Source organism: Sphingobium sp. MP9-4 (assembly GCF_005281675.1).
GTDB classification, from domain to species: Bacteria; Pseudomonadota; Alphaproteobacteria; order Sphingomonadales; family Sphingomonadaceae; genus Sphingobium; species Sphingobium yanoikuyae.
Genome location: NZ_LUFI01000003.1, coordinates 52654 through 76048, shown reverse-complemented (window position 1 = coordinate 76048; position 23395 = coordinate 52654). Strand labels below are relative to the sequence as shown.

Annotated in this window: 22 protein-coding genes; 12 read left to right on the top strand and 10 right to left on the bottom strand. The window is 65.5% G+C overall.

Annotated features, from left to right (window positions below):
• Positions 1 to 91: 91 nt before the first annotated feature.
• On the top strand, positions 92 to 388 hold the full coding sequence (gene ihfA, locus A0U87_RS02275) for an integration host factor subunit alpha (protein ID WP_004209953.1): 297 nt from the start codon (positions 92 to 94) through the stop codon (positions 386 to 388).
• 82 nt (positions 389 to 470) lie between these two features.
• Entirely contained in the window at positions 471 to 815 is a 345-nt protein-coding gene (locus A0U87_RS02270) for a MerR family transcriptional regulator (protein WP_010336848.1), read from the top strand.
• A gap of 6 nt (positions 816 to 821) precedes the next feature.
• Here the strand turns inward: A0U87_RS02270 and A0U87_RS02265 are convergent, their stop codons facing one another.
• The 4 genes from A0U87_RS02265 to A0U87_RS02250 form a co-directional block, all read right to left on the bottom strand.
• Entirely contained in the window at positions 822 to 1346 is a 525-nt protein-coding gene (locus A0U87_RS02265; protein WP_048936276.1) for a GNAT family N-acetyltransferase, read from the bottom strand.
• A gap of 2 nt (positions 1347 to 1348) precedes the next feature.
• Positions 1349 to 1891: a histidine phosphatase family protein gene (locus tag A0U87_RS02260; RefSeq protein WP_017499105.1), complete on the bottom strand. Its 543-nt coding sequence runs from the start codon at positions 1889 to 1891 to the stop codon at positions 1349 to 1351.
• Between the two features lie 91 nt (positions 1892 to 1982).
• Complete coding sequence (locus A0U87_RS02255; RefSeq protein WP_048936277.1) at positions 1983 to 4736, bottom strand: ATP-dependent DNA helicase; 2754 nt, start codon at positions 4734 to 4736, stop codon at positions 1983 to 1985.
• A 49-nt stretch (positions 4737 to 4785) separates the two neighbouring features.
• Positions 4786 to 5157, bottom strand: a complete 372-nt coding sequence (locus tag A0U87_RS02250; protein WP_004209958.1) for a PilZ domain-containing protein — start codon at positions 5155 to 5157, stop codon at positions 4786 to 4788.
• Between the two features lie 131 nt (positions 5158 to 5288).
• Here A0U87_RS02250 and A0U87_RS02245 point away from each other — a divergent pair, with 131 nt between their 5' ends.
• Positions 5289 to 6881, top strand: coding sequence for a lysine--tRNA ligase (locus A0U87_RS02245; protein WP_048936278.1), 1593 nt, complete (start codon positions 5289 to 5291; stop codon positions 6879 to 6881).
• A gap of 187 nt (positions 6882 to 7068) precedes the next feature.
• Here A0U87_RS02245 and A0U87_RS02240 read toward each other — a convergent pair whose 3' ends face one another.
• From A0U87_RS02240 to A0U87_RS02230, 3 genes are all read right to left on the bottom strand, one after another.
• Complete coding sequence (locus A0U87_RS02240) at positions 7069 to 7539, bottom strand: RcnB family protein (protein WP_037518627.1); 471 nt, start codon at positions 7537 to 7539, stop codon at positions 7069 to 7071.
• Between the two features lie 173 nt (positions 7540 to 7712).
• Positions 7713 to 8390: a 2OG-Fe(II) oxygenase gene (locus A0U87_RS02235; protein WP_048936279.1), complete on the bottom strand. Its 678-nt coding sequence runs from the start codon at positions 8388 to 8390 to the stop codon at positions 7713 to 7715.
• 100 nt (positions 8391 to 8490) lie between these two features.
• Positions 8491 to 9444, bottom strand: coding sequence for an RcnB family protein (locus A0U87_RS02230; RefSeq protein WP_240700491.1), 954 nt, complete (start codon positions 9442 to 9444; stop codon positions 8491 to 8493).
• Positions 9445 to 9742: 298 nt separating this feature from the next.
• On the opposite strand from A0U87_RS02230, the gene A0U87_RS02225 reads away from it, so the two are divergent.
• The 3 genes from A0U87_RS02225 to A0U87_RS02215 all read left to right on the top strand — a co-directional run bounded on the left by A0U87_RS02225 (position 9743) and on the right by A0U87_RS02215 (position 13660).
• A complete protein-coding gene (locus A0U87_RS02225) occupies positions 9743 to 10228 on the top strand; it encodes a biliverdin-producing heme oxygenase (protein WP_048936445.1) in 486 nt (161 codons plus the stop codon).
• Entirely contained in the window at positions 10221 to 12785 is a 2565-nt protein-coding gene (locus tag A0U87_RS02220; protein WP_048936281.1) for an HWE histidine kinase domain-containing protein, read from the top strand. Before A0U87_RS02225 ends, A0U87_RS02220 begins: the two co-directional genes overlap by 8 nt.
• A gap of 65 nt (positions 12786 to 12850) precedes the next feature.
• Positions 12851 to 13660 (top strand): class III extradiol ring-cleavage dioxygenase, encoded by an 810-nt coding sequence (locus tag A0U87_RS02215; protein ID WP_048936282.1) that lies wholly within the window; start codon positions 12851 to 12853, stop codon positions 13658 to 13660.
• Positions 13661 to 13669: 9 nt separating this feature from the next.
• Here A0U87_RS02215 and A0U87_RS02210 read toward each other — a convergent pair whose 3' ends face one another.
• From A0U87_RS02210 to A0U87_RS02200, 3 genes are all read right to left on the bottom strand, one after another.
• Positions 13670 to 14221, bottom strand: a complete 552-nt coding sequence (locus A0U87_RS02210; RefSeq protein ID WP_017499095.1) for a (2Fe-2S)-binding protein — start codon at positions 14219 to 14221, stop codon at positions 13670 to 13672.
• A complete protein-coding gene (locus tag A0U87_RS02205) occupies positions 14218 to 14694 on the bottom strand; it encodes a DUF2721 domain-containing protein (protein ID WP_037507334.1) in 477 nt (158 codons plus the stop codon). Before A0U87_RS02205 ends, A0U87_RS02210 begins: the two co-directional genes overlap by 4 nt.
• Before the next feature lie 138 nt (positions 14695 to 14832).
• The gene (locus A0U87_RS02200; protein WP_004209971.1) at positions 14833 to 16044 is read right to left on the bottom strand and encodes an LL-diaminopimelate aminotransferase; all 1212 of its coding nucleotides are present in this window, start codon (positions 16042 to 16044) and stop codon (positions 14833 to 14835) included.
• A gap of 143 nt (positions 16045 to 16187) precedes the next feature.
• On the opposite strand from A0U87_RS02200, the gene phaC reads away from it, so the two are divergent.
• From phaC to A0U87_RS02170, 6 genes are all read left to right on the top strand, one after another.
• Positions 16188 to 17927, top strand: coding sequence for a class I poly(R)-hydroxyalkanoic acid synthase (gene phaC / locus A0U87_RS02195; RefSeq protein ID WP_048936283.1), 1740 nt, complete (start codon positions 16188 to 16190; stop codon positions 17925 to 17927).
• A gap of 140 nt (positions 17928 to 18067) precedes the next feature.
• Positions 18068 to 18934, top strand: a complete 867-nt coding sequence (locus A0U87_RS02190; RefSeq protein WP_048936284.1) for a phasin family protein — start codon at positions 18068 to 18070, stop codon at positions 18932 to 18934.
• Positions 18935 to 19111: 177 nt separating this feature from the next.
• The gene (gene clpS, locus A0U87_RS02185) at positions 19112 to 19483 is read left to right on the top strand and encodes an ATP-dependent Clp protease adapter ClpS (protein WP_004209974.1); all 372 of its coding nucleotides are present in this window, start codon (positions 19112 to 19114) and stop codon (positions 19481 to 19483) included.
• Positions 19484 to 19626: 143 nt separating this feature from the next.
• Entirely contained in the window at positions 19627 to 20232 is a 606-nt protein-coding gene (locus A0U87_RS02180) for a hypothetical protein (RefSeq protein WP_048936285.1), read from the top strand.
• A gap of 143 nt (positions 20233 to 20375) precedes the next feature.
• On the top strand, positions 20376 to 21884 hold the full coding sequence (locus tag A0U87_RS02175; RefSeq protein ID WP_048936286.1) for a glycerol-3-phosphate dehydrogenase: 1509 nt from the start codon (positions 20376 to 20378) through the stop codon (positions 21882 to 21884).
• Positions 21881 to 23353 carry a glycerol kinase gene (locus tag A0U87_RS02170; RefSeq protein ID WP_048936287.1) on the top strand — a complete coding sequence of 491 codons (1473 nt, stop codon included), beginning with the start codon at positions 21881 to 21883 and terminating at the stop codon, positions 23351 to 23353. Before A0U87_RS02175 ends, A0U87_RS02170 begins: the two co-directional genes overlap by 4 nt.
• Positions 23354 to 23395: the final 42 nt, after the last annotated feature.

The window sequence follows — 23395 nt, the reverse complement described above, 5'->3', positions numbered from 1 at the left end:
CCTGCTTGCCGAATCACCCAACATGCATCACATTTGTGTCGCAATCATTTGCCCTGGCAGATGATGCAGGGGGGCACATTGGGGATTTGCGATGACCGGCACTGGCACACTGACCCGCGCTGATCTGGCGGAGAGCGTCAATCGTCACATTGGCTTGTCCCGCGCGGAAGCGGCGGCACTGGTCGAATCGATCCTGGAGCATATGTCGACTGCGCTGGAGCGCGGCGAAAATGTGAAAATTTCGAGTTTCGGTACCTTCGTCCTGCGCGACAAGAATGAGCGCATGGGGCGCAACCCGAAGACCGGGATCGAGGTGCCGATCGAGCCGCGCCGGGTGCTCACATTCCGCGCGAGCCAGACGATGCGGGACCGGGTTGCCTCGACCTGAGGCAATTCGGTCAGCTTTTGTAATATTGGCGTATATTTACCGTAGTTGACCTTTACGGGACTATGGGTGCAACATTGCGCCCATGGAAAAGGCCGAGGGCGCATTTCTGACCATCAGCGAACTGGCGACAGAGCTGGGTCTTGCCCAACATATTTTGCGCTATTGGGAAACCCGCTTTCCGCAATTGCGTCCGCTCCAGCGATCGGGCAACCGGCGCTACTATCGTCCTGCCGATGTGGCGCTGGCACGGCGCATCAACCAGTTGCTCAATGTCGAGGGCTTCACGGTCAAGGGCGCGCAGAAGGCGCTGGCCGATGGCACGGACGACATAGCGGTCGATCCGCTGCCCGCCGCGACGCCGGAGCCGGACCTGATCGCCCGGCTCGAAGCCATCCGGGCCGATCTGGCGCGCGCCTTGGGTCGCTGATCCCGCTCAGAGCGTCCGGGCATAGACAAGGTCGCGGAACGGCACGTCCCCGACCATGAAGGTCAGTTCGCCGATCTCGACAAAGTCATGCCGGGCATAGAAGCGCCGCGCCCGATCATTCTGTGGATAGACGGCCAGCAGCAGCCGGCGAGCGCCGCGTCGCCGGGCCTCCGCCAGCACCAGCGCCATCAGCGCATCGCCATTGCCGCCGCCCTGCCATCCGCTCAGCAGATAGATGCGCTTGAGTTCGACATCCGCCCGGTCGTCGGTCGGTACCGGCAGGTCGGGCGGCGTGATCAGTGCATAGCCCACCGGCGCGCCCAATGGCGTCTCGCCGATCAGGATCGTCTGGGCCGGATCGGCGAGGGCTGCACGATAATAGTCCTCGCCATGCGCCTTGCGGATATGGGCGACCAGCGCCTCGCCGGGATGGTCATGGGCAAAGCTGGCCAGGAAGGTGGCGCCGCCCAATATCGACAATGCGGAGGTATCGGAGGCGACGGCCGGGCGCCAGTGAATCGGCGTGGTCAAGCTCAGCGCGATCCCGGCCCCAGAGCCGGGTCCAGGTCGCGGGGGCGGGTGAAGCTCAGCAATGTGCCGCACTTGTCCGTCGTCGCGTCCCACTGGTCGATGGCGAGATCCATCACCGCGATGCTGGCGGTCGGGAATTTGATCTCCACATCCTCGCGCAGCGGATTGGCGCCATCATCGGGGACCAGGCTCAGGATCAGTTCCTCGAAGCCGGGATTATGGCCTGCCATCAGCACGCTGTCCGCCTCATCCGGCAAATCGCGCAGCACGTCGATCAGGGTCGGGGCGGAGGCCAGATAGATGCGCCGGTCCCAGCGCGCGTCCAGCGTTTCGCCATAACCAGTGAAGAAGGTGTCGAGCGTCTGGACGACGCGGGCAGCGGGGGAGGCGACCAGCAGGTCGAACCGCATATCCTTGCGCGCGGCGAACTGGCCCATCAGCAGCGCGGCCTTTTCTCCCCGGCGGTTGAGCGGCCGATCAAAATCCCGCGCGACCGGATCGTCCCAATCGGACTTGGCATGGCGCAACAGGGTCAACCGCTTCATTCTCGCTCCAGCTCCTCGCGCCTTGTCGCGGCGGAATATCTCCTGCCGACTCGCAAAAACGCAGAAAACAAAGGCGCCGTGCCCTGTCGGGTCACCGCATGCCGGGTTCGCTTCCCTGATGCCCTAACGTTGTTCGGTCGCCAAGACCAGCGTCCTGCATGTCCCGCGCCTGCATCTTTGCGCTGACGGCGATGATCGCCTCGTCCAGCGTCAGCCGGCGGATCGGCGTGCCCGGCGGGAAGGCGCTCAGCAGTCGGCTCGGCATGGCGGCGGACAGGATCACGAAACTGCCCTTGTCCTCGGCGCGTCGGATCAGCCGACCGAACGCCTGCGCCAGACGCGCGCGGATCAGCCGGTCGTCATAGGCGCTGCCACCCCCCGCCAAGCGCCGGGCGGCATGCAGCACGGTCGGCTTGGACCAGGGCACGCCCTCCATCACCACCAGCCGCAGCGAATGACCGGGCACGTCGACGCCATCGCGCAGCGCGTCGGTGCCCAGCAGCGAAGCACGCGGATCGTCGCGGAAGATATCGACCAATGTGCCGGTATCCATCGGATCGACATGCTGGGCATAGAGCGGCAGGCCGGCGCGGGCGAGCCGGTCGGCGATGCGCGCATGCACGGCCCGCAGCCGCCGGATCGCGGTGAACAGGCCCAGCGTGCCGCCGCCCGATGCCTCGATCAGCCGGGCATAGGCACCCGACATGGCGGCGATGTCGCCGCGCTTGATGTCGGTGACGATCAGCACTTCGGCGCGATCGGGATAGTCAAACGGACTCGCCGCCTCGAACCGTTCGGCGCTGTGGGGCAGGTGGGTGACGCCGCTGCGCGCCTCGGCATTGGACCAGTCGCCGCCGCCCTTCAACGTGGCGGAGGTGACGATCACCCCCTGCGCGGGTTGCAACACCGCCTCGGCCAGCGGCCGGGTCGGGTCGAGCCAGTGGCGGTGCAGCCCGATATCATATTCGCGCCCTTCCACACGATCGACGGTCATCCAGTCGACGAAATCGGGGTCGGCCGGGCCGCCGATCCGCGCCAGCAGCGCCAGCCAGGCGCTGATCAGGTCGCGGCGCCAACCGAGCGATCCGATCGCCCCTTCGATCCGCGCCCGCGCCGCGCCGTCGAGCCAGTCGGGCGCATCCTCCAGCACTGCCTCCAGCCGCTTGGATAGTCGAACCAGCGGCTTCAGCAGCGTATCGAGCGCGATCGCCGCTTCCTGTGCCGCCTCGACCAGCGGGCCATCGGGCTCGGCCAGTTCGGTCTCCAGCCCATAGCCGGCATCCGCCTCGCCGCTGTCGGCGGCGCGCGCGAAGACGGTGCCGCGCACCGTGGCAAGCAATTCCTCCAGCGGACCGAAAGGCTCACCTGCCACGATTCGCTTCAGCCAGTCGTCGGCCGGCAGGGCGCGCGCAGCTTCGACCGCGGTGCGGATCGCCTCGCCGCCTTCCTCGTCATAGCTGGCAAGGTCGGACAGGCGCGCGGCCAGGCCCCGGCGGCGGCCGCGCGATCCGCCTTCCGGTCCCATCACCCAGCGCCGCAGCTCGATTGCCTCCTGCCCCGACAGCGCGACCGAGAAGGTCGAGTCGGCCGCGTCGAACAGATGATGGCCCTCGTCGAAGACGATGCGTTGGGGGCGCTGCCCTGTCTCGCGGCCGCGCGCGGCGTTGATCATCACCAGCGCATGATTGGCGATGACGATGTCCGCCTCGGCCGATGCCCGCGCCGACCGCTCGATGAAGCATTTCCGATAATGCGGGCAACCGGCATAGATGCACTCGCCGCGCCGGTCGGTCAGCGCGGTCGATCCGTTGCGGCGGAACAGGATGGGCAGCCAGCCGGGCAGGTCGCCGCCCACCATGTCGCCATCCTTGGAGAAGGCGGCCCAGCGCGCGACCAGTTGCGCCAATATGGCGGCGCGGCCGGCAAAGCCGCCCTGCAACGCATCTTCCAGATTGAGCAGGCAGAGATAATTTTCCCGCCCCTTGCGCACCACCACGCGTCGCGCGGCGGTCGCCGGATCGGGGAAGAGGCGCAGCGATTCCCGGTCGAGCTGGCGTTGCAGCGCCTTGGTATAGGTGGATATCCACACCGTGCCCTGCGCCTGCGCGGCCCAGAGCGAGGCGGGGGCGAGATAGCCCAGCGTCTTGCCGATGCCGGTGCCGGCTTCCGCCAGCAGCATATTGGGCTGGTCGCGATGGCTGCGCGGGCGAAAGGCCTCCATTGCGGCGGCGGCATAGGCGCGCTGGCCGGGGCGGGGTTCGGCGCCCGGTCCGGTCAGGCTGTCGAGCCGCGCCAGCACGGCCTCCTCCTCCATCGCGACGGTGCGCGGGGCAGGGCGGGGCGCGGCCTCCTCCCATTCGGGCAGCTTGGAAAAGAGCCAGCGTTCCGCCTCAGCCGGGCGGCTGATGCGCGGCGCGACCAGCGGCGACCAGGGCCAGCGCAGCCGGTGCAGCGCCTGCGCCGCGGTCCAGCCGCCTTCTCTTTCTTTCCATTCCGGGGAATCGAGCCGGTCGAGCAGCGCGCGCGCCGCCATTTGCAACAGGGCCGGGATATCGCCTTCCTGTCCCGGCTGCGGCAGGTCCAGCGCCTCGGCCAGCCCCTTGGGCGTGGGCACCAGGAAGCGCGCGGGATGGACGAAGGCCCAGAGTTCCAGCAGGTCGAGGCCATTGAGATCGGGATAGCCCAGCCGCTGGCCGGTCAACGGTGCATTGAGCAGCAGCGTCGGCGTCTCGGCGGTGCGGGCAATGGCCTGCCCCTTGGCAACGCCCATGGTGCGGCTGCCTTCGCGCAGCCAGATGCCGCCATGGCTGGCATGGAGGGCGGGCAGGGCAGCAGGATCGATCACCCGCCCGGCTTAGGGCAAGGCGAACAAAAGGGAAACCGAAATGCGCCGATCAATTGGTCCGGCGGCCAAAACCCATGGGGCCGGAATAGGTGAAGGCGGGCGCAGCCGGTCGGGGCTGGAACGCCACCGGCGCGCGGCGGGCCAGGCGCGCCATTTCCAGCTGTTCGAACAACGGCCCTTCGGTCAGGATATAGGGGAAACGGATGCCCATCCGGTCCTCTTCCGACCAGCGCACCGTGCCGAACACGCTATAGCCATCAATATCCAGCTGACACTGGCTTCCGGTCGGCAGCGAACAGCCGACGACCTGCGCGCCGCCCGCGCTCAGATCGACGATCGTCCCTTCCAGGCTGTCGAGCACGGTCGTGATGGTGATCGCGATGTCGACGGGAATCCGTTCGCGGCTGCGGGGTGTCTGCATGGGAGCCTCCATATGACCAGACCATGGAGGAACAGGGTGAACAAAATCTAAATATGAAGCCCGGTTTAACGCGTTTTTGCCTCCAAAAGCCGTTCCCTTTCGCCCCTTGCGGCGGTAGGGGCTTTGGCATCATGACCATATCCGACATTCTCCGCACCGCCGCGAACGCGTCCAAGGCCTGGCCCTATGAGGAGGCGCGCAAGCTTCTCAAGCGTTACCCCAATGGCGCGCCGGAGAAAGGCCATATCCTGTTCGAGACCGGTTATGGCCCGTCGGGCCTGCCGCATATCGGCACCTTCAACGAAGTGCTGCGCACCACCATGGTCCGCAATGCCTTCCACGCGCTGTCGGACATCCCGACCCGGCTGGTGGCGTTCAGCGACGATCTGGACGGCTTCCGCAAGGTGCCGGACAATGTGCCGAACCAGGCGATGCTGGCCGACTATCTGGGCAAGCCGCTGACGCAGGTGCCTGATCCGTTCGAGAAATATGGAAGCTTCGCGCATCACAATAATGCGATGCTGCGCGAATTTCTCGACAGCTTCGGCTTCGACTATGAATTCGTGTCCGCGACCGAACGCTATCAGGCCGGCGCCTTCGACGAAGCGCTGCGCCAGGTGCTGCGCCGTTATCAGGCGATCATGGACATCATGCTGCCGACCCTGCGCAAGGAGCGGCAGGCAACCTATTCGCCGGTGCTGCCGATCAGCCCCAAGAGCGGCATCGTGCTGCAGGTTCCGGTCGAGGTGGTCGATGCCGAGGCTGGTATCGTTCGCTTCGTGGACACTTCCGTTCCTGGGGGCGAGACGATCGAACAGTCGATCCTGGGCGGCGGTGCCAAGCTGCAATGGAAGGTCGACTGGGCGATGCGCTGGTATGCGCTGGGCGTCGACTATGAAATGGCGGGCAAGGATCTGATAGATTCGGTCACCCAGTCATCGAAGATCTGCCGCGCGCTCGGTGGCCGCCCGCCCGAGGGCTTCAACTACGAGATGTTCCTCGACGAAAAGGGCGAGAAGATCTCCAAGTCCAAGGGCAATGGCCTCAGCCTCGAACAATGGCTGACCTATGGCCCGCAGGAAAGCCTGGCCTTCTACGCCTATCGCGAGCCCAAGAAGGCCAAGCAGTTGCACATGGGCGTGATCCCGCGTGCGGTCGACGAATATTGGCAGTTCCGCGGCAATTATCCCAAGCAGGCGATCGAGCAGCAGCTCGGCAATCCAGTCCATCATATCCATGATGGCAAGCTGCCGCAGGGCGAGCTGCCGGTGACCTTCGGCCTGCTGCTCAATCTGGTCGGCGTGATGGGCGATGCCAGCCGGGAACAGGTGTGGAGCTATCTCCAGAATTATGTCCCCGGCGCCAGCGCGGAAACCTATCCCGAACTGGACGCGCTGATCGGCCATGCACTGGCCTATCATCGCGATTTCGTCGCGCCGACGCTCCAGCGCCGGGCGCCGCACGCCAACGAAGCCGCCGCACTGCGCCAGCTGGACGAAGAACTGGCCGCCTTGCCGGCCGATGCCAGCGCGGAGGATATCCAGAATATCGTCTATGCCATCGGCAAGGATGAAGCCTTTGGCTTCGCCGAGCTGCGCGACTGGTTCAAGGCGCTCTACCAGACGCTGCTGGGCGCCGATCAGGGGCCGCGCATGGGCAGCTTCATCGCGCTCTATGGCATCGACAACAGCCGCAAGCTGATTGCGCAGGCGCTCGCCGCCTGATCGGAAAGAAGCGGGGGAACCATCGCGCGCGAGGGGCGTTTCGCGAACGGTCCACCCCCCTTTCGGACTGATGGCGTGCCTGGCACGGCATCGGCCGCGCCCGCCCGGAAACGGGGGGCGCGGCCAAGGGGGTAAAGAAAGGCCCCGGACATCGCTGTCCGGGGCCTTTTCTGTTTCGTCGTTCGGCTTACCAGAAGAAGCCGCGATGGACGGTCATCACCCGGCCGGTGCGCACATTCACCAGCATCACGTCATTATAGTGGCGGACCCAACGCTGATTGACGGCCGGACGGGGCAGGCGATAGCGATAGGGATCGGCGATATAATAGCGCGAGCTATAATAGGCCGGGCGAAGCTGGGCGCCGGCATTCCAGCGCGAATAGCGGAAGGGCGCATTCCAGTTGCCGGCGCGATAGACGTCGCGGTGGCTGCGGCGATAATCCTGCCAGTCTTCGCGCGCTTCCTGGCGGGAGTCGCGAACATCGCGACGGGCTTCGCGGACATCGCGGCGATCGCCATAGCGCTGGGCCGCGCGCAGGTCGCGCTGGTCTTCGCGCAGTCGCTGCTCGCTGCGGCGGGCTTCGCCATAGGACTGGGCGGAAGCGACGCTGGGGACGACGGTGGCCGCAAGAAGGCCAAGGATGATGATCTTGCGCATAATTCTACTCCCATCAATCTGGAGGCTCGGGGACGCTTCCAACCGCTTCAAGCGGGGCAGGTTCCCTTACCAACATGTTGAATATGGAGTGGATTCGCTGAACCGTCCGGGAACGGCGCTGTCAGGAACCAGTCATTTATGTCGCAAAGTGTAATGGCGCGCGACGTTCTGGGTCAGCGAACCCAGGGGCGTTCGCGAAACCATTTGGTCACGACATATTTGGTGCCCTGAGCCACCGGCCGGGCGGCGTGCAGGCTATAGGGGTTGGGCGCACCGTCGGGCTTCAGGTTGTTCCAGATCAGGATCATCCCCTCGATCGGCGGCACCATGAATTCGCAGCGCGGAAAATGGGTCTCGCCCCCGCCCTCGACCGGCGAGAGATAGATCATCGCCGTCCAGTTACGCTGGCCGCCGGTCTTGCGCATCTCGGGCCAATAGCTGGCATTGACCGGGAAATAGTCGCAATGGACCTTATATTCCTGGCCCTGGGTGTAACGCTGCCCCTGCAATGTCTCGCCATGGTCGGGCTCCAGCCCGGTCATCGCACAGATGCGGGCGCTGATCGCATGGACCAGCGGGTCTTCCCGGTCGAGATTGCAGCTATGGCTAGTGCGATAATCGGCATTTTCCCGGCCGGTGAACAGGGTAGAGGGCTGGGCACCAGCGTCGATGATCGCGCGCATCACCGCGCATTCTTCGGCGCCCAGGAAATCCTGCCGCCCATAGATTTCCAGATGGGGGCTGTCGATGCGGCTGACCAGCGGGTTGCGGTGCAGTTTCTCGCGCACCCGATCGCCGATCGCGGCGCGGGCGGGCGACGCGGTGCCGCCATTATCCACTATCTCGTTCATGCCGCCTCCCTGCCATTTCCGGCCGGCGCCGCGCAATGAAAAAGGGCCCGGTGCGGTGTCGCACCGGGCCCAGTGTCCTGAAGGCCAGTTCAGGAGGCTGTCACCAGAAGAAGTTGCGGATCACGTCGACGACATAGCCGTCGCGGATATCGACCAGCAGTGCGTCGTCATAATAGCGGATCCAGCGCATCGTGCCGTAGGCGGGCGGCAGGCGGTAATAATAGGGATCGTTCAGCCAGTAATTGCTGCCATAGAGCGGCCCCGACAGGAACACGCCGATCGAGAAGCTGCGATAGCCATAATTCCAGCCCGACGGCGCATAATAGCGGCCCATGCGGTAACGGTCGCCATAGCGGCTGCGATAGCCATACCAGTCATAGCGCCGGTCCTGGCGCCAGCCATTGTCCCAGCGGCGCTGGTCGGCCCAACGGGTGCGATCGTCATAGCGGCGGCCATCATTGTTCCAGTTGCCGGGATAGCCGGGGCGATCGTCGCGCCGGTCATTGTCGCTCCAGCGCCGATCGTCGGGGCGGCCGTCGCGATTGCGGTCATTCCAGTCACGACCGTTGCGATCGCGGTCCCAGACCTGCCGGTTCCAATCGGGGCGGGAATCCGGGCGGGCGTCGGGCCGGCGTCCATCGCCGCGCCCATCACCGCGTCCGTCCGGGCGGTCGGGTCGGGCGATCGGCTGCATGCCAGACCCCGGATTGGCGGGGCCGGGATTGCCGAGACGCTGCCAATTGCCATGGGGGCGATCGGGGCGCTGGTCGGGGCGCTGATCCGGGCGAGCAACCCGTTCCGGGCCGCCCTGCCAGCGCTGCGCGGGCGCCGCCATTTGCGGACGTCCGCCGCGATCGCCACCGCGATCACTGTTGCCCTGCCAGCGCGTGCTGCCCTGCGCGCCGCGCATGTCGCCGCCCCGGTTTCCGGGATTGCCGGCACCACGCTCGCCGCGCGGGCCGCCGCCATTGTCGTTGCGCTGGGCATAGGCCGGTGCCACGCCGCCCAGCAGCGTCGCACCCATCAGGCCGGCCAGCATCCATTTCCTCAGCATCGTTCCGATTCCTCGTGCGGGAACCATCTGTTCCCTTCATGCCGCATCTTTACGCGGATGGCGATGTCGCGATGCTGAACTCTTCTGTCAGCGATTTGAAAGATTCTGTCCCGGAACAATGGACAATCTCGATCATTCCATCCATCCCACCATCTTGCATCGGAAAAGCCCGGTAAATGGGCTGTTCGGCGCAAAGCTGATCCAGATCAGTGCAGTGCCGACAAACAACCTTTAGGACCAACGGGTGATAAGAACCGCCGATGCCGGCCGCATAAGACAGGCCCTGCGCGCCGCGACGATGGAGAGCCATCAACGGGTCGATGACCTGTTTTCCCATTTTTCGCTCGCTTCCGCGCCCGATTACCGGGCGTTCCTGCGTGCCCATGCCCGCGCGATCGCCGCGCTGGAGCCGGTCGCCCAGCCCGATTCGCCGCGCCTTGCGCTGATGGCGCAGGATCTGGCGGCCTTGGGGGAGGCCATGCCTGCGCCGCTGTCGATGCCGTCCACGGGCGGCGACGGCTTCCGCTGGGGCCTGCTCTATGCGCTCGAAGGATCGCGTCTGGGCGGCGCGATGCTTGCGCGCCAGGTCGCCCAGGATCTGCCCCGTGCCTATCTTTCCGCCGTTCATGGCAAGGGCGGCTGGGTCGCCTTCCAGCAGCAACTCGATGACGCAGCGGCTAAGGGCGATCAGGACTGGCTGGACGATGCGATCGCTGGCGCCCGGACGGCCTTCACTCTGTTCGAGGCGGGCGCGCGCGCCGAGCGGGAGGTCGCCTGTGACTGATGTGACCAGCCCGGAAGCCCAGGGCTTTACCGTCGACATCAATAATTGCGATCGCGAGCCGATCCATGTGCTCGGCACGGTCCAGCCCTTCGGCTTTCTTGTCGCCCTGACGGCCGACTGGCTGGTGTCGCGCGTCTCGACCAACAGTGCCGACCATATCGGCCTGGCGCCCGACCAGATGCTGGGCCAGCCGATCAGCGCGCTCTTCACCGCCGATGCGATCCACACGCTGCGCAACCGCATTACCCTGCTGCGTGGCCCCGATTCGGTGGAGCGGGTCTTCTCGCTGCCGCTGGTGGAGGGCGGTGCGCCGTTCGACGTGGCCGTCCATTTCTCCGGCCAACTGGTGGTGATCGAGGCAGAGCCTGCCGTGCCCGACGAGATGGAGGCCAGTTCCATGGTCCGCTCGATGGTCGCGCGGCTGGCGCAGGCGGATGGCATGACCGCCTTCCTGCGCGATGGTGCGCGCCAGGTGCGGGCGCTCACCGGTTTCGACCGGGTGATGGTCTATCGCTTTGCCGACAATGGCGATGGCGAGGTGGTGGCGGAGGCGCTGCGTCCCGGCATCGACAGTTTCTTCGGCCTGCATTATCCGGCCTCCGACATCCCGACGCAGGCGCGCGCGCTCTACATGCGCAACATCTTCCGGGTGATCGCCGACATCAACGCGCCGCCGGTGCCGGTTATCCCGGCGCTCGATCCCGCCGGCGCCGCGCTCGACATGTCGCTCTGCGTCACCCGCGCGGTGTCGCCGATCCATATCGAATATCTGCGCAACATGGGGGTGGGGGCTTCGCTCTCCATCTCGATCATCGTTGATGGCAAGCTGTGGGGCCTGTTCGCCTGCCACCATTATGCGCCGCGCCTGCCCAGCTTCGCGCAGCGCAGTGCCGCCGAACTGTTCGGCCAGATCTTCTCGATGATGCTGGAAGGCCGCGAGCGGGCGGAAACGGCGAGCTATGAGGGCAAGGCCCGCCAGGTCGCCGACCGGCTGCTCTCCGCGGTGGCGCAGGATCATGACCTGATGTCCAACGCCCGCTGGCTGGGCGACATCATCTTCGACACGATTCCCGCCGATGGCGTGGGCATCTATATCGACGGGCAGATGACGCTGTCGGGCCTGACCCCGGACGAGCCGTCCTTCGCCGCGATCGTGTCGATGCTCAATCGGACGGCCGCCAGCCAGGTCTATACCACCGACAGCATCGCCCGCATCATGCCGGAAGCGCTGGCCCATGCCGATCGCGCCGCCGGCTTGCTCGCCATTCCGATCTCGCGCCGGCCGCGCGACTATGTCGTGCTGTTCCGCGCCGAACAGCTGCGCTCGGTCCGTTGGGCCGGCAAGCAGGACAAGCATATCGAATATGGCCCCAACGGCCCGCGCCTGACCCCGCGCAAGAGTTTCGAGGAATGGTCGGAACTGGTGAAGGGCACGGCCGTCGCTTTCATGCCAGCCGAACTGCGCGTCGCCGAAGCGCTGCGCACGGCGCTGCTGGAAGTCATCCTGCGCCTGTCCGATTCCGCTGACGAGGAACGGCAACGCGCGCATGAGAAGCAGGAATTGCTGATCGCGGAACTCAACCATCGCGTCCGCAACATCCTCGCGCTGATCCGTGGCCTGATTTCCCAGACTCGCGACAGCGCCATGTCGGTCGACCAGTTCATAGGCACGCTGGAAAGCCGCGTCCATGCGCTGGCCCGCGCCCATGACCAGATCACCGCCGATCGCTGGGCGCCCGCGCGCCTCTATGACCTGATCGAGGTGGAGGCTGGCGCCTATCTCGGCGACCGGCGTGACCGGGTGAAGCTGACCGGTCCCAATGTGCTGCTGACCCCCGCCGCCTTCACCGTGCTGGCGCTCGTCATCCACGAACTGCTGACCAATGCCGCCAAATATGGCGCGCTGTCGGACAATGGATCGGTCGCGATCGACTGGCATGTCGACGCCGAGGGCAGCCTGCTGCTCCACTGGCTGGAAAGCGGCGGCCCGGCGGTCGTCGCGCCCTCGCGCCGGGGCTTTGGCTCGACCGTGATCGAGCGTTCCATTCCCTATGATCTGGATGGCCGGGCGGAGGTCAATTATCGACTGGCGGGGCTGGAGGCGCGCTTCTGCATTCCCTCCGCCCATGTCGCCTCGATCCTGCCCGACGTGGCCGGCACCGATCGCGCCAAGCCGGCGCCCGCTCCCTCGCCGCATCTGCTCAAGGGGCGACAGATTTTGCTGGTCGAGGATAATATGATCATCGCCATGGATGGCGAGGATGCGCTGCGCGACCTCGGCGCGCAGGTGGTGACTGCCGCCAGCATCGGCCGCGCGCATGAGGCGATCGCGCTCCATCCGGTCGACCTCGCCGTGCTGGACTTCAATCTGGGCAATGAAACCAGCCTGCCGATAGCCGACATGCTGGCGGAACGCGGCGTGCCCTTCCTGTTCGCCACCGGCTATGGCGACGGGCTCGACCTGCCGGATCGCTTCAGCGACGTCATCCTGCTCAAGAAACCCTATTCTGGCGCGACCCTGGCCCAGGCGATCGCCCCGATGCTGGCCAGGGGCTGACAGGAAACAATCGGTTTCCGCCTGGCGCGTTGCGCGGGCGGCGCCGACATCCGATCTAGGCGGGCATGAAACAGCCTGCCTTGTTCATCCCCCATGGCGGTGGTCCCTGCTTCTTCATGGACCCCGCCGATCCCCAGCACCCGCACAGTGACGCCATGTGGCAGCCGATGCAGGATTATCTCGCCGGCCTGATCGCCGACCTGCCGGAACGGCCGCGCGCAATCCTGCTGGTGTCGGGCCATTGGGAAACGCCCGGTTTCACCGTCCATGACGGTAGCCAGCCGCCCTTGCTGTTCGACTATTTCGGCTTCCCGCCGCATACCTATCAGCTCCGCTGGGACGCGCCGGGCGCACCCGCGCTTGCCGATCGTGCGGCCGAACTGCTGGAACAGGCCGGCTTTCCCACAGCGCGCGAATCCGAACGAGGCTGGGACCATGGTGTCTTCATCCCGATGAAGGTCGCGCTGCCCGATGCCGATATTCCGGTCGCCCAATTGTCGCTGCGCCGTGATCTTGATCCCGCCGCTCATATCGCCGCCGGTCGCGCACTGGCGCCGCTGCGCGACGAAGGCGTGCTGATTGTCGGATCGGGCATGAGCTTCCACAATCTGCGCGTGCGCGGCGCGATGGCGACGGCGCCCTCGCGCGAATGGGACGATGCGCTGCGCGATGCGGTGACCGATCCCGATCCGGCTCGCCGGGCGGCGCGCGTCGCCGCCTGGGATCATCTGCCCCATGCCCGCTTCGCCCATCCGCGCGAGGAGCATCTGCTGCCGCTGATGGTGGCGCTGGGGGCCGGCGGCGAGGACGCCGCCATCTGTGCCCATCGCAGCACGGTGCTGGGCTGGACGGTTTCGGGCTATCGTTTCGGTTAAGGCCGATATTTACGGCTTGCGCAGCGCCGGCACGGTGCGCACCGCCTCGTCCGGCGCGATGCCGGGCGGGGGCGCGGCCTGGATCGGGCCATCCCCGGCCTGGTCCTCGCCGCGCATGATCCGGCCGGCGCGCTTGATCGCACCGCGCAGCCGGGGATAGACGCCACAGCGACAGATATTGGTGATCGCCGCATCGATCTCCGCATCGGTCGGGTCGTTGGTCCGCCGCAGCAATACCGATGCCGCCATGATGATGCCGGACATGCAGTAACCGCATTGGGAGACATTCTCGGCCGCGAACGCCTGTTGCAGGGGATGGCCGCGATCGGGCGACAGCGCCTCGATCGTCGTGACGAACCGGCCCTCGGTCTTGCCGATCGTCACCTGGCAGGACCGCACCGCCTCGCCGTCGATATCCACGGTGCAGGCGCCGCAATCGCCGGTGCCGCAGCCATATTTGGTCCCCGTCAGGTTCGACGCGTCGCGCAGCGCCCACAGCAGGGGCGTTTCGGGATCCATCCGATATTGCACCGGCCGGTCGTTGACGGTGAAGCGCGTCATGCCGCCTCTTCCTCCTCCACCTTGTGGTAGAGCACCTCGTTGCGGATATGGATGGTGCGTGACGCCAGGCGGATTTCCTGGATGAAGGTGCCGAAGGCGGCGGCCTGCAGCACCATCGCCAGGCTGAACAGGATCGCCACCGGCGTGCCCAGATGGGCGTTGAACAGATTGCCCGCGAACAGCAGGATGACGACCAGACAGACCGCGCAGGCCGATGCCACCGACAGGAAGATCGCGCCATTGACCACGCTCATGCGCCGGTCGAGCACGCGGATCTCGCTCACCATCCGGTCATGCTCCTTGCCGCGCGTGCTCAGCACCCATTCCTCGACCGCACGGGCGCGATCGATGATGCGGGCCAAGCGGCTGACGCAGACATTCAGGAACGCGCCGATACCGGCGAGCAGGAAGACGGGGGCAAGCGCCAGCTGGATCGTCTGGGCGACCTGGCTGACCTGCGGAAGGGGGATCATCGACTTGGTCCTCTCATCCCTCGCTTCTATCCTTGATCGCGGGCCAAGGGGCAAGGGGGCCTAAAGCAAACGCCGCCGGACAAACCAATGTCCGACGGCGATCATGGTCATGTTTCGGGCGCGCAACGCGCGTGAAGGTCAGGCAGCGCCCTTCGACGAGGGCGTGTTGACGCCCATCGACTTAAGATACTGCTTGATGTTGCGCGCCGCCTGGCGGAGCCGCTGCTCATTCTCGACCATGGCGATGCGGACATAGCCTTCGCCATCCTCGCCATAGCCCACGCCCGGCGCCACCGCGACCTTGGCATGGGTCAGCAACTGCTTGGAAAATTCCAGGCTCCCCATGTCCTTGAGCGCGGGGGGCAGCGGCGCCCAGGCGAACATCGACGCGCGCGGCGCGGGAATGTCCCAACCAGCGCGGGAAAAGCTCTCGACCATCACGTCGCGGCGCTTGTGATAGAGTTCGCGATTCTTGGCGACGATGTCCTGCGGGCCGTTGAGCGCGGCGCAGGCGGCCGCCTGGATCGGCGTGAAGGCGCCATAGTCGAGATAGGATTTCACCCGGCTCATCGCCGCGATCAGCTGCTTGTTGCCGACCGCAAAGCCGATGCGCCAGCCGGCCATCGAATAGGTCTTGGACAGGGACGTGAACTCGATCGCGACATCCTTGGCGCCCGGCACCTGCAGGATGGAAGGCGTCGGATTGCCGTCATAATAAAGCTCGGAATAAGCGAGGTCGCTCAGCACCCAGACCTTGTTCTCCTTCGCCCAGGCGACGAGCCGTTCATAGAAGGCCAGGTCCACCGTCTCCGCCGTCGGGTTGGACGGATAATTGACCACCAGGATCGACGGGCGCGGCACGGTGAAGGCCATGGCGCGGTCGAGCGCGCGGAAATAATTCTCGTCCGGCGTCGTCGGCACCGACCGGATGGTGGCGCCCGCAATGATGAAGCCGAACATGTGGATCGGGTAGCTGGGGTTGGGCGCCAGCACCACGTCGCCCGGCGCGGTGATCGCGGTGGCGAGGCTGGCGAGGCCTTCCTTCGACCCCATGGTCACGACGACTTCGGTTTCCGGGTCGACGTCGACGCCGAAACGGCGGCCATAATAATTGGCCTGCGCCTTGCGGAGGCCCGGAATCCCCTTGGACTGGGAATAGCCATGGGCGTCCGGCTTGCTGGCGACTTCGACCAGCTTGGCGATGACATGATCGGGCGGCGGCAGGTCGGGATTGCCCATGCCCAGGTCGATAATATCCTCTCCCGCGGCGCGGGCTGCGGCTCGCATCGCGTTCACTTCGGCGATGACATAGGGCGGCAGGCGCTTCATGCGGTAGAATTCTTCGGACATTATAGGGGCTTTCCTGAAAGCTCTCGGTAAGGAATAGTGCGTGGCACGCATTCGGCGTGTCACAATCTGGCTATAACCCGCCAGGCTGCGGCGCGCCAGTGAAAGCGGCTGATATCGGCAATGCCAGGAGGAGGAAGGTGGCCATGGAAACGCAGGATGTCCTGGAGCCCCATCTCCCGACCCTGGCGGAGATGCAGAAATGGACCCAGGTGCTGGGCCGCGCGCAGCAATTGATGCTGGAACAGGCGGCGGGTGCGACCGGCCGGGTGCTGCCCTTCGATCCCGAGACCGTCGCCCGCATCCAGACCAGCTTTGCCGATGAAGGGCTGGCGCTATGGCAGCGCTTTCTTGATTCTGGCGGCCTGCTGCGCGACCAGCCCGATCCGCCGCCGGCCGACAGCCCGGCTGCGCGCAAGGACCGGCGCTTTGCCGATCCCGCCTGGACGACCCATCCCTTCTACGACCTGATCCGGCAAAGCTATTTGCTGATCTCCGATTATCTGATGAACCTGGCCGATGCGGTCGACGGCGTCGATCCCAAGGCGAAGGCCAAGCTGCGCTTTGCCACCACCGGCATGCTCGACGCGATGGCGCCGTCCAACTTTCCGCTGATGAATCCGACGGTCGTTGAAAAGACGATCCAGAGCGGCGGCGAGAATCTGGTGAAGGGCCTCCAGCATATGCTGGCCGATATGGAGAAGGGCCAGCTTACCCATACCGACGGCACCCAGTTCGAACTAGGGCGCAACATCGCCGCGACGCCGGGCAAGGTGGTTCACGAAACCCCGCTCTACCAGCTCATCCATTATGCGCCCTCGACGCCCAGGGTGCTGGCGACGCCGCTCATCATCTTCCCGCCCTGGATCAACCGCTTCTACATTCTCGATCTCTCGCCCGAAAAAAGCTTCGTCAAATGGGCGGTGGATCAGGGGATCAGCGTCTTCCTCGTCTCGTGGAAATCGGCCGACGCCTCGATGAAGGACATGGTCTGGGACGACTATATCCTCAATGGCCAGGTCGACGCGATCGACACGGTGCGCGACCTGCTCAACGTGCCCAGCGTCCACACCATCGGCTATTGTGTGGCGGGCACGACGCTGGCCGCCACGCTGGCGTTGCTGGCGGCGCGGGGCGAAGCCGACAAGGTGGCGAGCGCGACCTTCTTCACGGCGCAGGTCGATTTCAGCGCGGCCGGCGACCTCACCCTGTTCGTCGATGACGAGCAGATGAAACTGGTCGACCGTCTCTCCTCCAGCGGCTTCCTCGACGGGCGCTACATGGCGGCGACCTTCAACCTGCTGCGCGGGCGCGACCTCATCTGGAACTATGTCGTCAACAACTACCTGCTCGGCATGGACTATCCGCCCTTCGACCTGCTCTACTGGAATGGCGACACCACCAACCTGCCGGCGCGCTGGCATCGCGACTATCTGACCCAGCTCTATCGCGACAATATGCTGGTGGTGCCCGGCGCGATCAGCGTCGCGGGCACGCCGATCGACCTGACGCAGATCCACACCCCGGCCTATGTCCAGGCCGGCAGGGAGGATCATATCGCCCCGCTTGAAAGCGTGTGGAAACTGACCGAGCATCTCGCCGGGCCGGTGCGCTTCCTGCTGGCAGGCTCGGGCCATATCGCCGGCGTCATCAACCCGCCGGTCGCGCAGAAATATCAATATTGGACCGCTGACGCGCCGCAGCCGACGCTGGATGATTTTGTTGCGGCTGCGCGCGAGACCAAGGGCAGCTGGTGGCCGGACTGGGCCGAATGGCTGCGCGGCATCGATTCGCGCGAAGTGGCTGTCCGCGGCGCGCGCAGGCCGGGCGGCGGCAAGCTTCGGGCAATAGAAGATGCGCCCGGACGTTACGTAAAAGCCCGGTAGAGGCGCGGATTTCAGCCATTCCCCATTGGCCGCCGATCAGTGCCGAAACATCAATATGTCTGATTTGTTGCACTGCACAATGGGCTTGTAATCCTTTGGGATAAGGCTTATTGTGCAGTGCAACAAACGGAGGATGGTCGATGGCCGTTACCCCTAAGTCTGCGCGTGCCAAGCCGGTCGCGAAAAGCGGTTCCGCAACCTTGTCTGCCAGTGAGGCACTCAAGGCGGCTGAGTCCGCCCTGGGTGAAAAGCCCGCGCCCAAAAAGCCTGTCCCGCGCAAACCCGTCGCCAAGGCTGCTCCGGCAAAGGCGTCCGCGCCCAAGCCGATAGCAAAGAAGCCGGCGTCGGTCGCTGCTGCTGCTAAAGCCCCTGCTGCGGAACCGGCACCCGTTGCCGATCCGGTGGCGGTGGTCGCGGCGACGACGGCGGTGGATGCCGCACCCGAACCGATTGTTGAAGATGTTGAGGCGGTAGTGGCTCCGGAGCCTGTGTCCGCCCCGAAGACCAAAGCGAAGACGCTGCCTGCCACGGAAGGAACATTGATCATGAACGATATCCTCGAAACCGGTAAGAAGTTCGCCGAAGATACCAAGGCCAAGATGGAAACGGCCTATGCCGACCTGAACGAGAAGGCGAAGGCCGGTGTCGAAAAGTCGACCAAGGCGATGGAAGAGCTGAGCGACATCGCCAAGGGCAATGTCGAAGCGCTGGTGGAATCGGGCAAGATCGCGGCCAAGGGCTTCGAGACGCTGGGCCAGGAAGCCGTCGACTACAGCCGCAAGAGCTTCGAGAAGGCGACTGCCTCGATCAAGAGCTTCTCGACCGCCAAGACCCCGACCGAATTCTTCCAGCTGCAGAGCCAGTTCCTGTCGAGCAGCTTCGACGAGTTCACCAAGGAAGCGGCCAAGAGCAGCGAAGCCTTCATGAAGCTGGCCGGCGACATCAGCCAGCCGCTGACCGCGCGCGTGACCCTGGTCACCGACAAGGTGAAGTCGCTCGCCGCCTGAGGCGGGCTGATTTTACAGCCGAATTTCCGGGCCGATATCCGGCCGGGATGACGAACGAGGGCGGTGCTCCGGTCGGAGCATCGCCCTTTTTCTCGCCGGGGAAACGTGGTTACGCAGCGATGGCATGCGGTCGGCCCCCTTGCCTTGGCAGGACAAATCGCCATATTCTTCTGCATCATGAACCATCTCTTCAACGCATCGGCAGGCGCGCCCTTCAGGGCCGGTCCGGATCAGGACGATACGGGCGACAATGACCCGAACATCGGCGTCGCCACGCGTACCCGCACCCGCACCAAGAAGCCGTCGCTCTACAAGGTGCTGATGCTGAATGACGATTACACCCCGATGGAGTTCGTCGTGCATGTCCTTCAGCATTTCTTCCGCATGGACATGGAGGAAGCGACGCGGGTGATGCTGCACGTCCATCAGCGCGGCGTCGGCGTGTGCGGCATCTTCAGCTATGAAGTGGCCGAGACCAAGGTGAACCAGGTGATGGATTTCGCCCGGCAAAACCAGCATCCGCTGCAATGCACGCTGGAAAAGGCCTGACATTGTCGGGAGGGCGCGCGCCCTTAACCTTTTCTTGGCCAGTGTAGCGCCTCTATTTCAATCGATTACATGATTGAAATACAATGTTTTTTCAGACTTATTCGGCATGAATGGTCCCGCTAAACGAAGTGGGGACTTCCAGCATGACGACTATCAGCAGTTACAACAACATGACCATGCCGCCATCGCCGCGCATGTCGATGACCAATCGCATCGACGCCGCGGTGGAGACCGGCTCCATCTCGGAGACGGATGGCGACGCGCTCGAAACCGCGCTCGATTCCATCGATTCCGCGCTCAGCAGCTCCGCCAGTTCGGGCAGTTCACGGCTCGATCCGTCTTCGATGAAGGATCGGATCGATTCCCTGATCGATGATCAGGTATCGGCCGGCACCCTGACCGAGGATCAGGCGGCGCAGTTGCAGAGCCTCTTTGCCCAGGGACCGGGCGGCGCGGGGGCGTCGTCCGATGGCGAAGACAGTATGAGCATCGACGGCCTGGCCGCCATGGACGGGATGCAGGGGCCGCAGGGCATGCGCGGCCCACCGCCGCCGCGCCCGGTCGAGGACAGCAGCGATGACGACAGCACGACCAGCGAGACGAGCGCGACCAGCGCCACCGATCAGTTGGATTCGATCATCGCCTTCCTCGAAAATCTCCGCTCCAGCCTCAGCCAGTCGCTCTACGGATCGACCAGCAGCGCCACGAGCAGCAGCAATAGCGGTCTGGTGGTCGACAGCCTCGCCTGACGGCGCGCCCTTCTGACGAGCGCGGGGGCTCGCAGACATCCGGCCGGCACCATGGGCTATCGCGCATGGGGCTGGCCGGATGAATTTTCACGATCTTGCCTTCGTTAATATCGGGGGCAGCATTTTGCCGCTAGAACGGCGGCGTGACGCAGGAGACGGCCCCTTTCATCCACGACCTTGCCGTGATCGGCGGCGGGGTGAACGGGTGCGGCATCGCGCGCGATGCGGCGGGGCGGGGGGCCAGCGTGTTGCTGCTCGAACGGGGCGACCTGGCACAGGGCACCTCCTCGGCCTCGACCAAGCTCATCCATGGCGGGCTGCGCTATCTGGAACATCGGGCCTTCGGCCTGGTCCGCGAATCCCTGGCTGAACGGGAAAGGCTGTGGCGCATCGCGCCGCACATCATCCAGCCGATGCGTTTCGTCCTGCCCTGGGTCGAGGGGCTGCGCCCGCGCTGGCTGCTGCGCTTCGGCCTCTTCCTCTACGATCATATTGGTGGTCGCCGCGCCCTGCTGGCGACGGAGGCGATCGACCTGCGCCAGCATGTCGCCGGCGCGCCGCTGCGGGCGGGGTTCGGCCCTGCCTATGTCTATTCGGACGGCTGGGTCGACGACGCCCGCCTGGTCATCCTCAATGCCCGCGACGCCGCCGATCATGGCGCGGATATCCGCCCCCGCATGCAGGTGCTGCGGCTGGAGCAGGCCGGCGATCATTGGCGCATCCATGCGCGCGATGCGGCCGGGCAGGCGCAGACCTTCCATGCGCGGGTCGTGGTCAATGCCACTGGTCCCGCCGTGCTCGACCTGCTGGATCGGGCTGATCGCCGCGCCGATCGGCTCATCCGGCTGGTGCGCGGATCGCATATCGTCGTGCCGCGCCTGTTCGACCATGGCATGGCCTATTTCTTCCAGCTGCCCGACGGCCGCATCTTCTTCGCCATCCCCTATCAGCATCTCTATACGCTGATCGGCACCACCGACCGCGATCATCAGGATGGCGTCGATCCGATCGAGGCCAGTGCCGAGGAAATCGCCTATCTGTGCGAGGGCGCGAACCGCTATTTCGCCCGGTCGATCAGCCCCGCCGATGTCGTCTGGGCCTTTGCCGGCGTCCGGCCGCTGATCGACGATGGATCGGCCCGGCCGGAATCGGCGACGCGCGGCTATCATCTCGATCTTGATCGGGAGGAGGGCGCGCCGCCACTGCTCAGCATCTATGGCGGCAAGATCACCACCTATCGCCATCTCGCGGCCGATGCGATCGCCCTGCTGAAGCCGCTCGTGCCTGCGCTGGCGGGTGATGACTGGACGGCGGACGCGCCGCTCCCCGGCGGCGATTTCCCGATGACCGGCCTGGCCGATCTCGTCGCCGCGCTGGCCGGCGACTACCCCTTTCTCGATCTCGACACGGCCGAACGGATCGGCTGCGCCTATGGCACCCGTGCCCGCGACTGGCTGGGCGCGGCGCGCGACTGGTCGGACCTGGGCCGGGATTTCGGCCATGGCCTGACCGAAGCGGAACTCTGCTACCTGCTCGCGCGCGAATGGGCACAGACCAGTGAGGATATTCTCTGGCGCCGGACCAAATTGGGCCTGCGCTTCGACGCCGCGCAACTGGCCGCGCTCGATGCTTGGCTTGAGGAGAGGGCATGACCGACCGCTATCTGCTGGTGCTGGACGAGGGGACCACCTCGACCCGCGCGATGCTCTATGCCCCCGACGGCTGCCGCATCGCGATGGCGCAGGCGGAACTGACCCAATATTATCCACAGCCCGGCTGGGTCGAGCATGACGCCGCCGAAATCTGGACCCGCACGCGCGATTGCACCCGTCAGATGGTGGATCGGGCGGGTGGCGCCGACCGGATCGCGGCCATCGGCATCACCAACCAGCGCGAGACTGTGGTCGCCTGGGACCGGCGCACCGGCGAACCGCTGGCGCCCGCCATCGTCTGGCAGGATCGGCGCACGGCGGCGCAATGCACGGCGCTGCGTGAGGCCGGCCATGAAGCGATGCTGCAACAGCGCACCGGTCTCGTCGTCGATCCCTATTTTTCTGCCAGCAAGATGCGCTGGCTGATCGATCATGTGCCGGCCGTGGCGCAGGCGGGGGATAGGCTGGCGCTCGGCACGATCGAAAGCTGGCTGGTATGGAAACTGACCGCTGGCCTGCATGTCAGCGACGCCAGCAATGCCAGCCGCACCCAGCTGGTGGCGCTCGACGGCACCGATTGGGATCCGGCCTTGTGCGACCTGTTCGGCGTGCCCCGCGCGGCGCTGCCCGAAATCGTCGACAATGCCGGCACCTTTGGCGACACGCTGGCAGAGCTGTTCGGCGGCGCCATCCCGATCCGCGGACTGGCCGGCGATCAGCAGGCGGCCAGCATCGGTCAGGCCTGCCTGACGCCCGGCGATGCCAAGGCGACCCTGGGCACCGGCGCCTTCATCCTCGCCAATATGGGCGCGCAGATGCCGGCCTCGCGCCATCGCCTGCTCGGCACCCTGCTCTACCGGATCGGCGGCCAACGCATCTATGCGCTCGAAGGATCGATCTTCATCGCCGGCAATCTCATCAAATGGCTGCGCGATCAGCTCGGCCTGATCGGATCGGCGGCGGAGACGGAGGCACTGGCTCGCTCCGTGCCCGACAGCGGCGGCGTGCTGATGCTGCCGGCGCTGGCGGGGCTGGGTGCGCCGCACTGGCGGCCCGATGTGAACGGCGTCATCGCCGGCCTCACCCAGGGATCGACCCGCGCGCACATCGTCCGCGCCGCGCTCGAATCCCTTTCGCACCAATTGTCCGATCTCGCCACCGCCTTCGCCGCTGACGGCGCGCCCTGGCGCCAGCTGCGGATCGATGGCGGCATGAGCGTCAATGACTGGATCGCCCAGGATATCGCTGATATGCTCGATGTCAGTGTGGACCGTCCGGCGGATGTGGAAACCACGGCGCTGGGTGCGGCCATGCTGGCAGGGCTGGGGGCTGGATTGTTCCGCTCCCTGGACGAGGCCGCGACGATGGCAGGGAAGACGACTCGATTTGATCCGGCAATGCTGCCGCAGCCGCGCGATGCGCGACTGTCGGCATGGCACCGCCTGCGCGATCGGGCGCTGACCGCCTGACTCGGGCGATCTTCAGATTGACCGTAAAAATCGATCACCCAA

Coding starts and splice junctions, on each gene's coding strand:
- A0U87_RS02200 (WP_004209971.1), bottom strand. CDS start 16,044: ATGTCCGAAGAATTCTACCGCATGAAGCGCCTGCCGCCCTATGTCATC.
- A0U87_RS02235 (WP_048936279.1), bottom strand. CDS start 8,390: ATGAACGAGATAGTGGATAATGGCGGCACCGCGTCGCCCGCCCGCGCC.
- phaC (WP_048936283.1), top strand. CDS start 16,188: ATGGAAACGCAGGATGTCCTGGAGCCCCATCTCCCGACCCTGGCGGAG.
- A0U87_RS02225 (WP_048936445.1), top strand. CDS start 9,743: ATGGAGAGCCATCAACGGGTCGATGACCTGTTTTCCCATTTTTCGCTC.
- A0U87_RS02270 (WP_010336848.1), top strand. CDS start 471: ATGGAAAAGGCCGAGGGCGCATTTCTGACCATCAGCGAACTGGCGACA.
- A0U87_RS02250 (WP_004209958.1), bottom strand. CDS start 5,157: ATGCAGACACCCCGCAGCCGCGAACGGATTCCCGTCGACATCGCGATC.
- A0U87_RS02190 (WP_048936284.1), top strand. CDS start 18,068: ATGGCCGTTACCCCTAAGTCTGCGCGTGCCAAGCCGGTCGCGAAAAGC.
- A0U87_RS02230 (WP_240700491.1), bottom strand. CDS start 9,444: ATGCTGAGGAAATGGATGCTGGCCGGCCTGATGGGTGCGACGCTGCTG.
- clpS (WP_004209974.1), top strand. CDS start 19,112: ATGAACCATCTCTTCAACGCATCGGCAGGCGCGCCCTTCAGGGCCGGT.
- ihfA (WP_004209953.1), top strand. CDS start 92: ATGACCGGCACTGGCACACTGACCCGCGCTGATCTGGCGGAGAGCGTC.
- A0U87_RS02210 (WP_017499095.1), bottom strand. CDS start 14,221: ATGACGCGCTTCACCGTCAACGACCGGCCGGTGCAATATCGGATGGAT.
- A0U87_RS02205 (WP_037507334.1), bottom strand. CDS start 14,694: ATGATCCCCCTTCCGCAGGTCAGCCAGGTCGCCCAGACGATCCAGCTG.
- A0U87_RS02180 (WP_048936285.1), top strand. CDS start 19,627: ATGACGACTATCAGCAGTTACAACAACATGACCATGCCGCCATCGCCG.
- A0U87_RS02245 (WP_048936278.1), top strand. CDS start 5,289: ATGACCATATCCGACATTCTCCGCACCGCCGCGAACGCGTCCAAGGCC.
- A0U87_RS02215 (WP_048936282.1), top strand. CDS start 12,851: ATGAAACAGCCTGCCTTGTTCATCCCCCATGGCGGTGGTCCCTGCTTC.
- A0U87_RS02240 (WP_037518627.1), bottom strand. CDS start 7,539: ATGCGCAAGATCATCATCCTTGGCCTTCTTGCGGCCACCGTCGTCCCC.
- A0U87_RS02170 (WP_048936287.1), top strand. CDS start 21,881: ATGACCGACCGCTATCTGCTGGTGCTGGACGAGGGGACCACCTCGACC.
- A0U87_RS02260 (WP_017499105.1), bottom strand. CDS start 1,891: ATGAAGCGGTTGACCCTGTTGCGCCATGCCAAGTCCGATTGGGACGAT.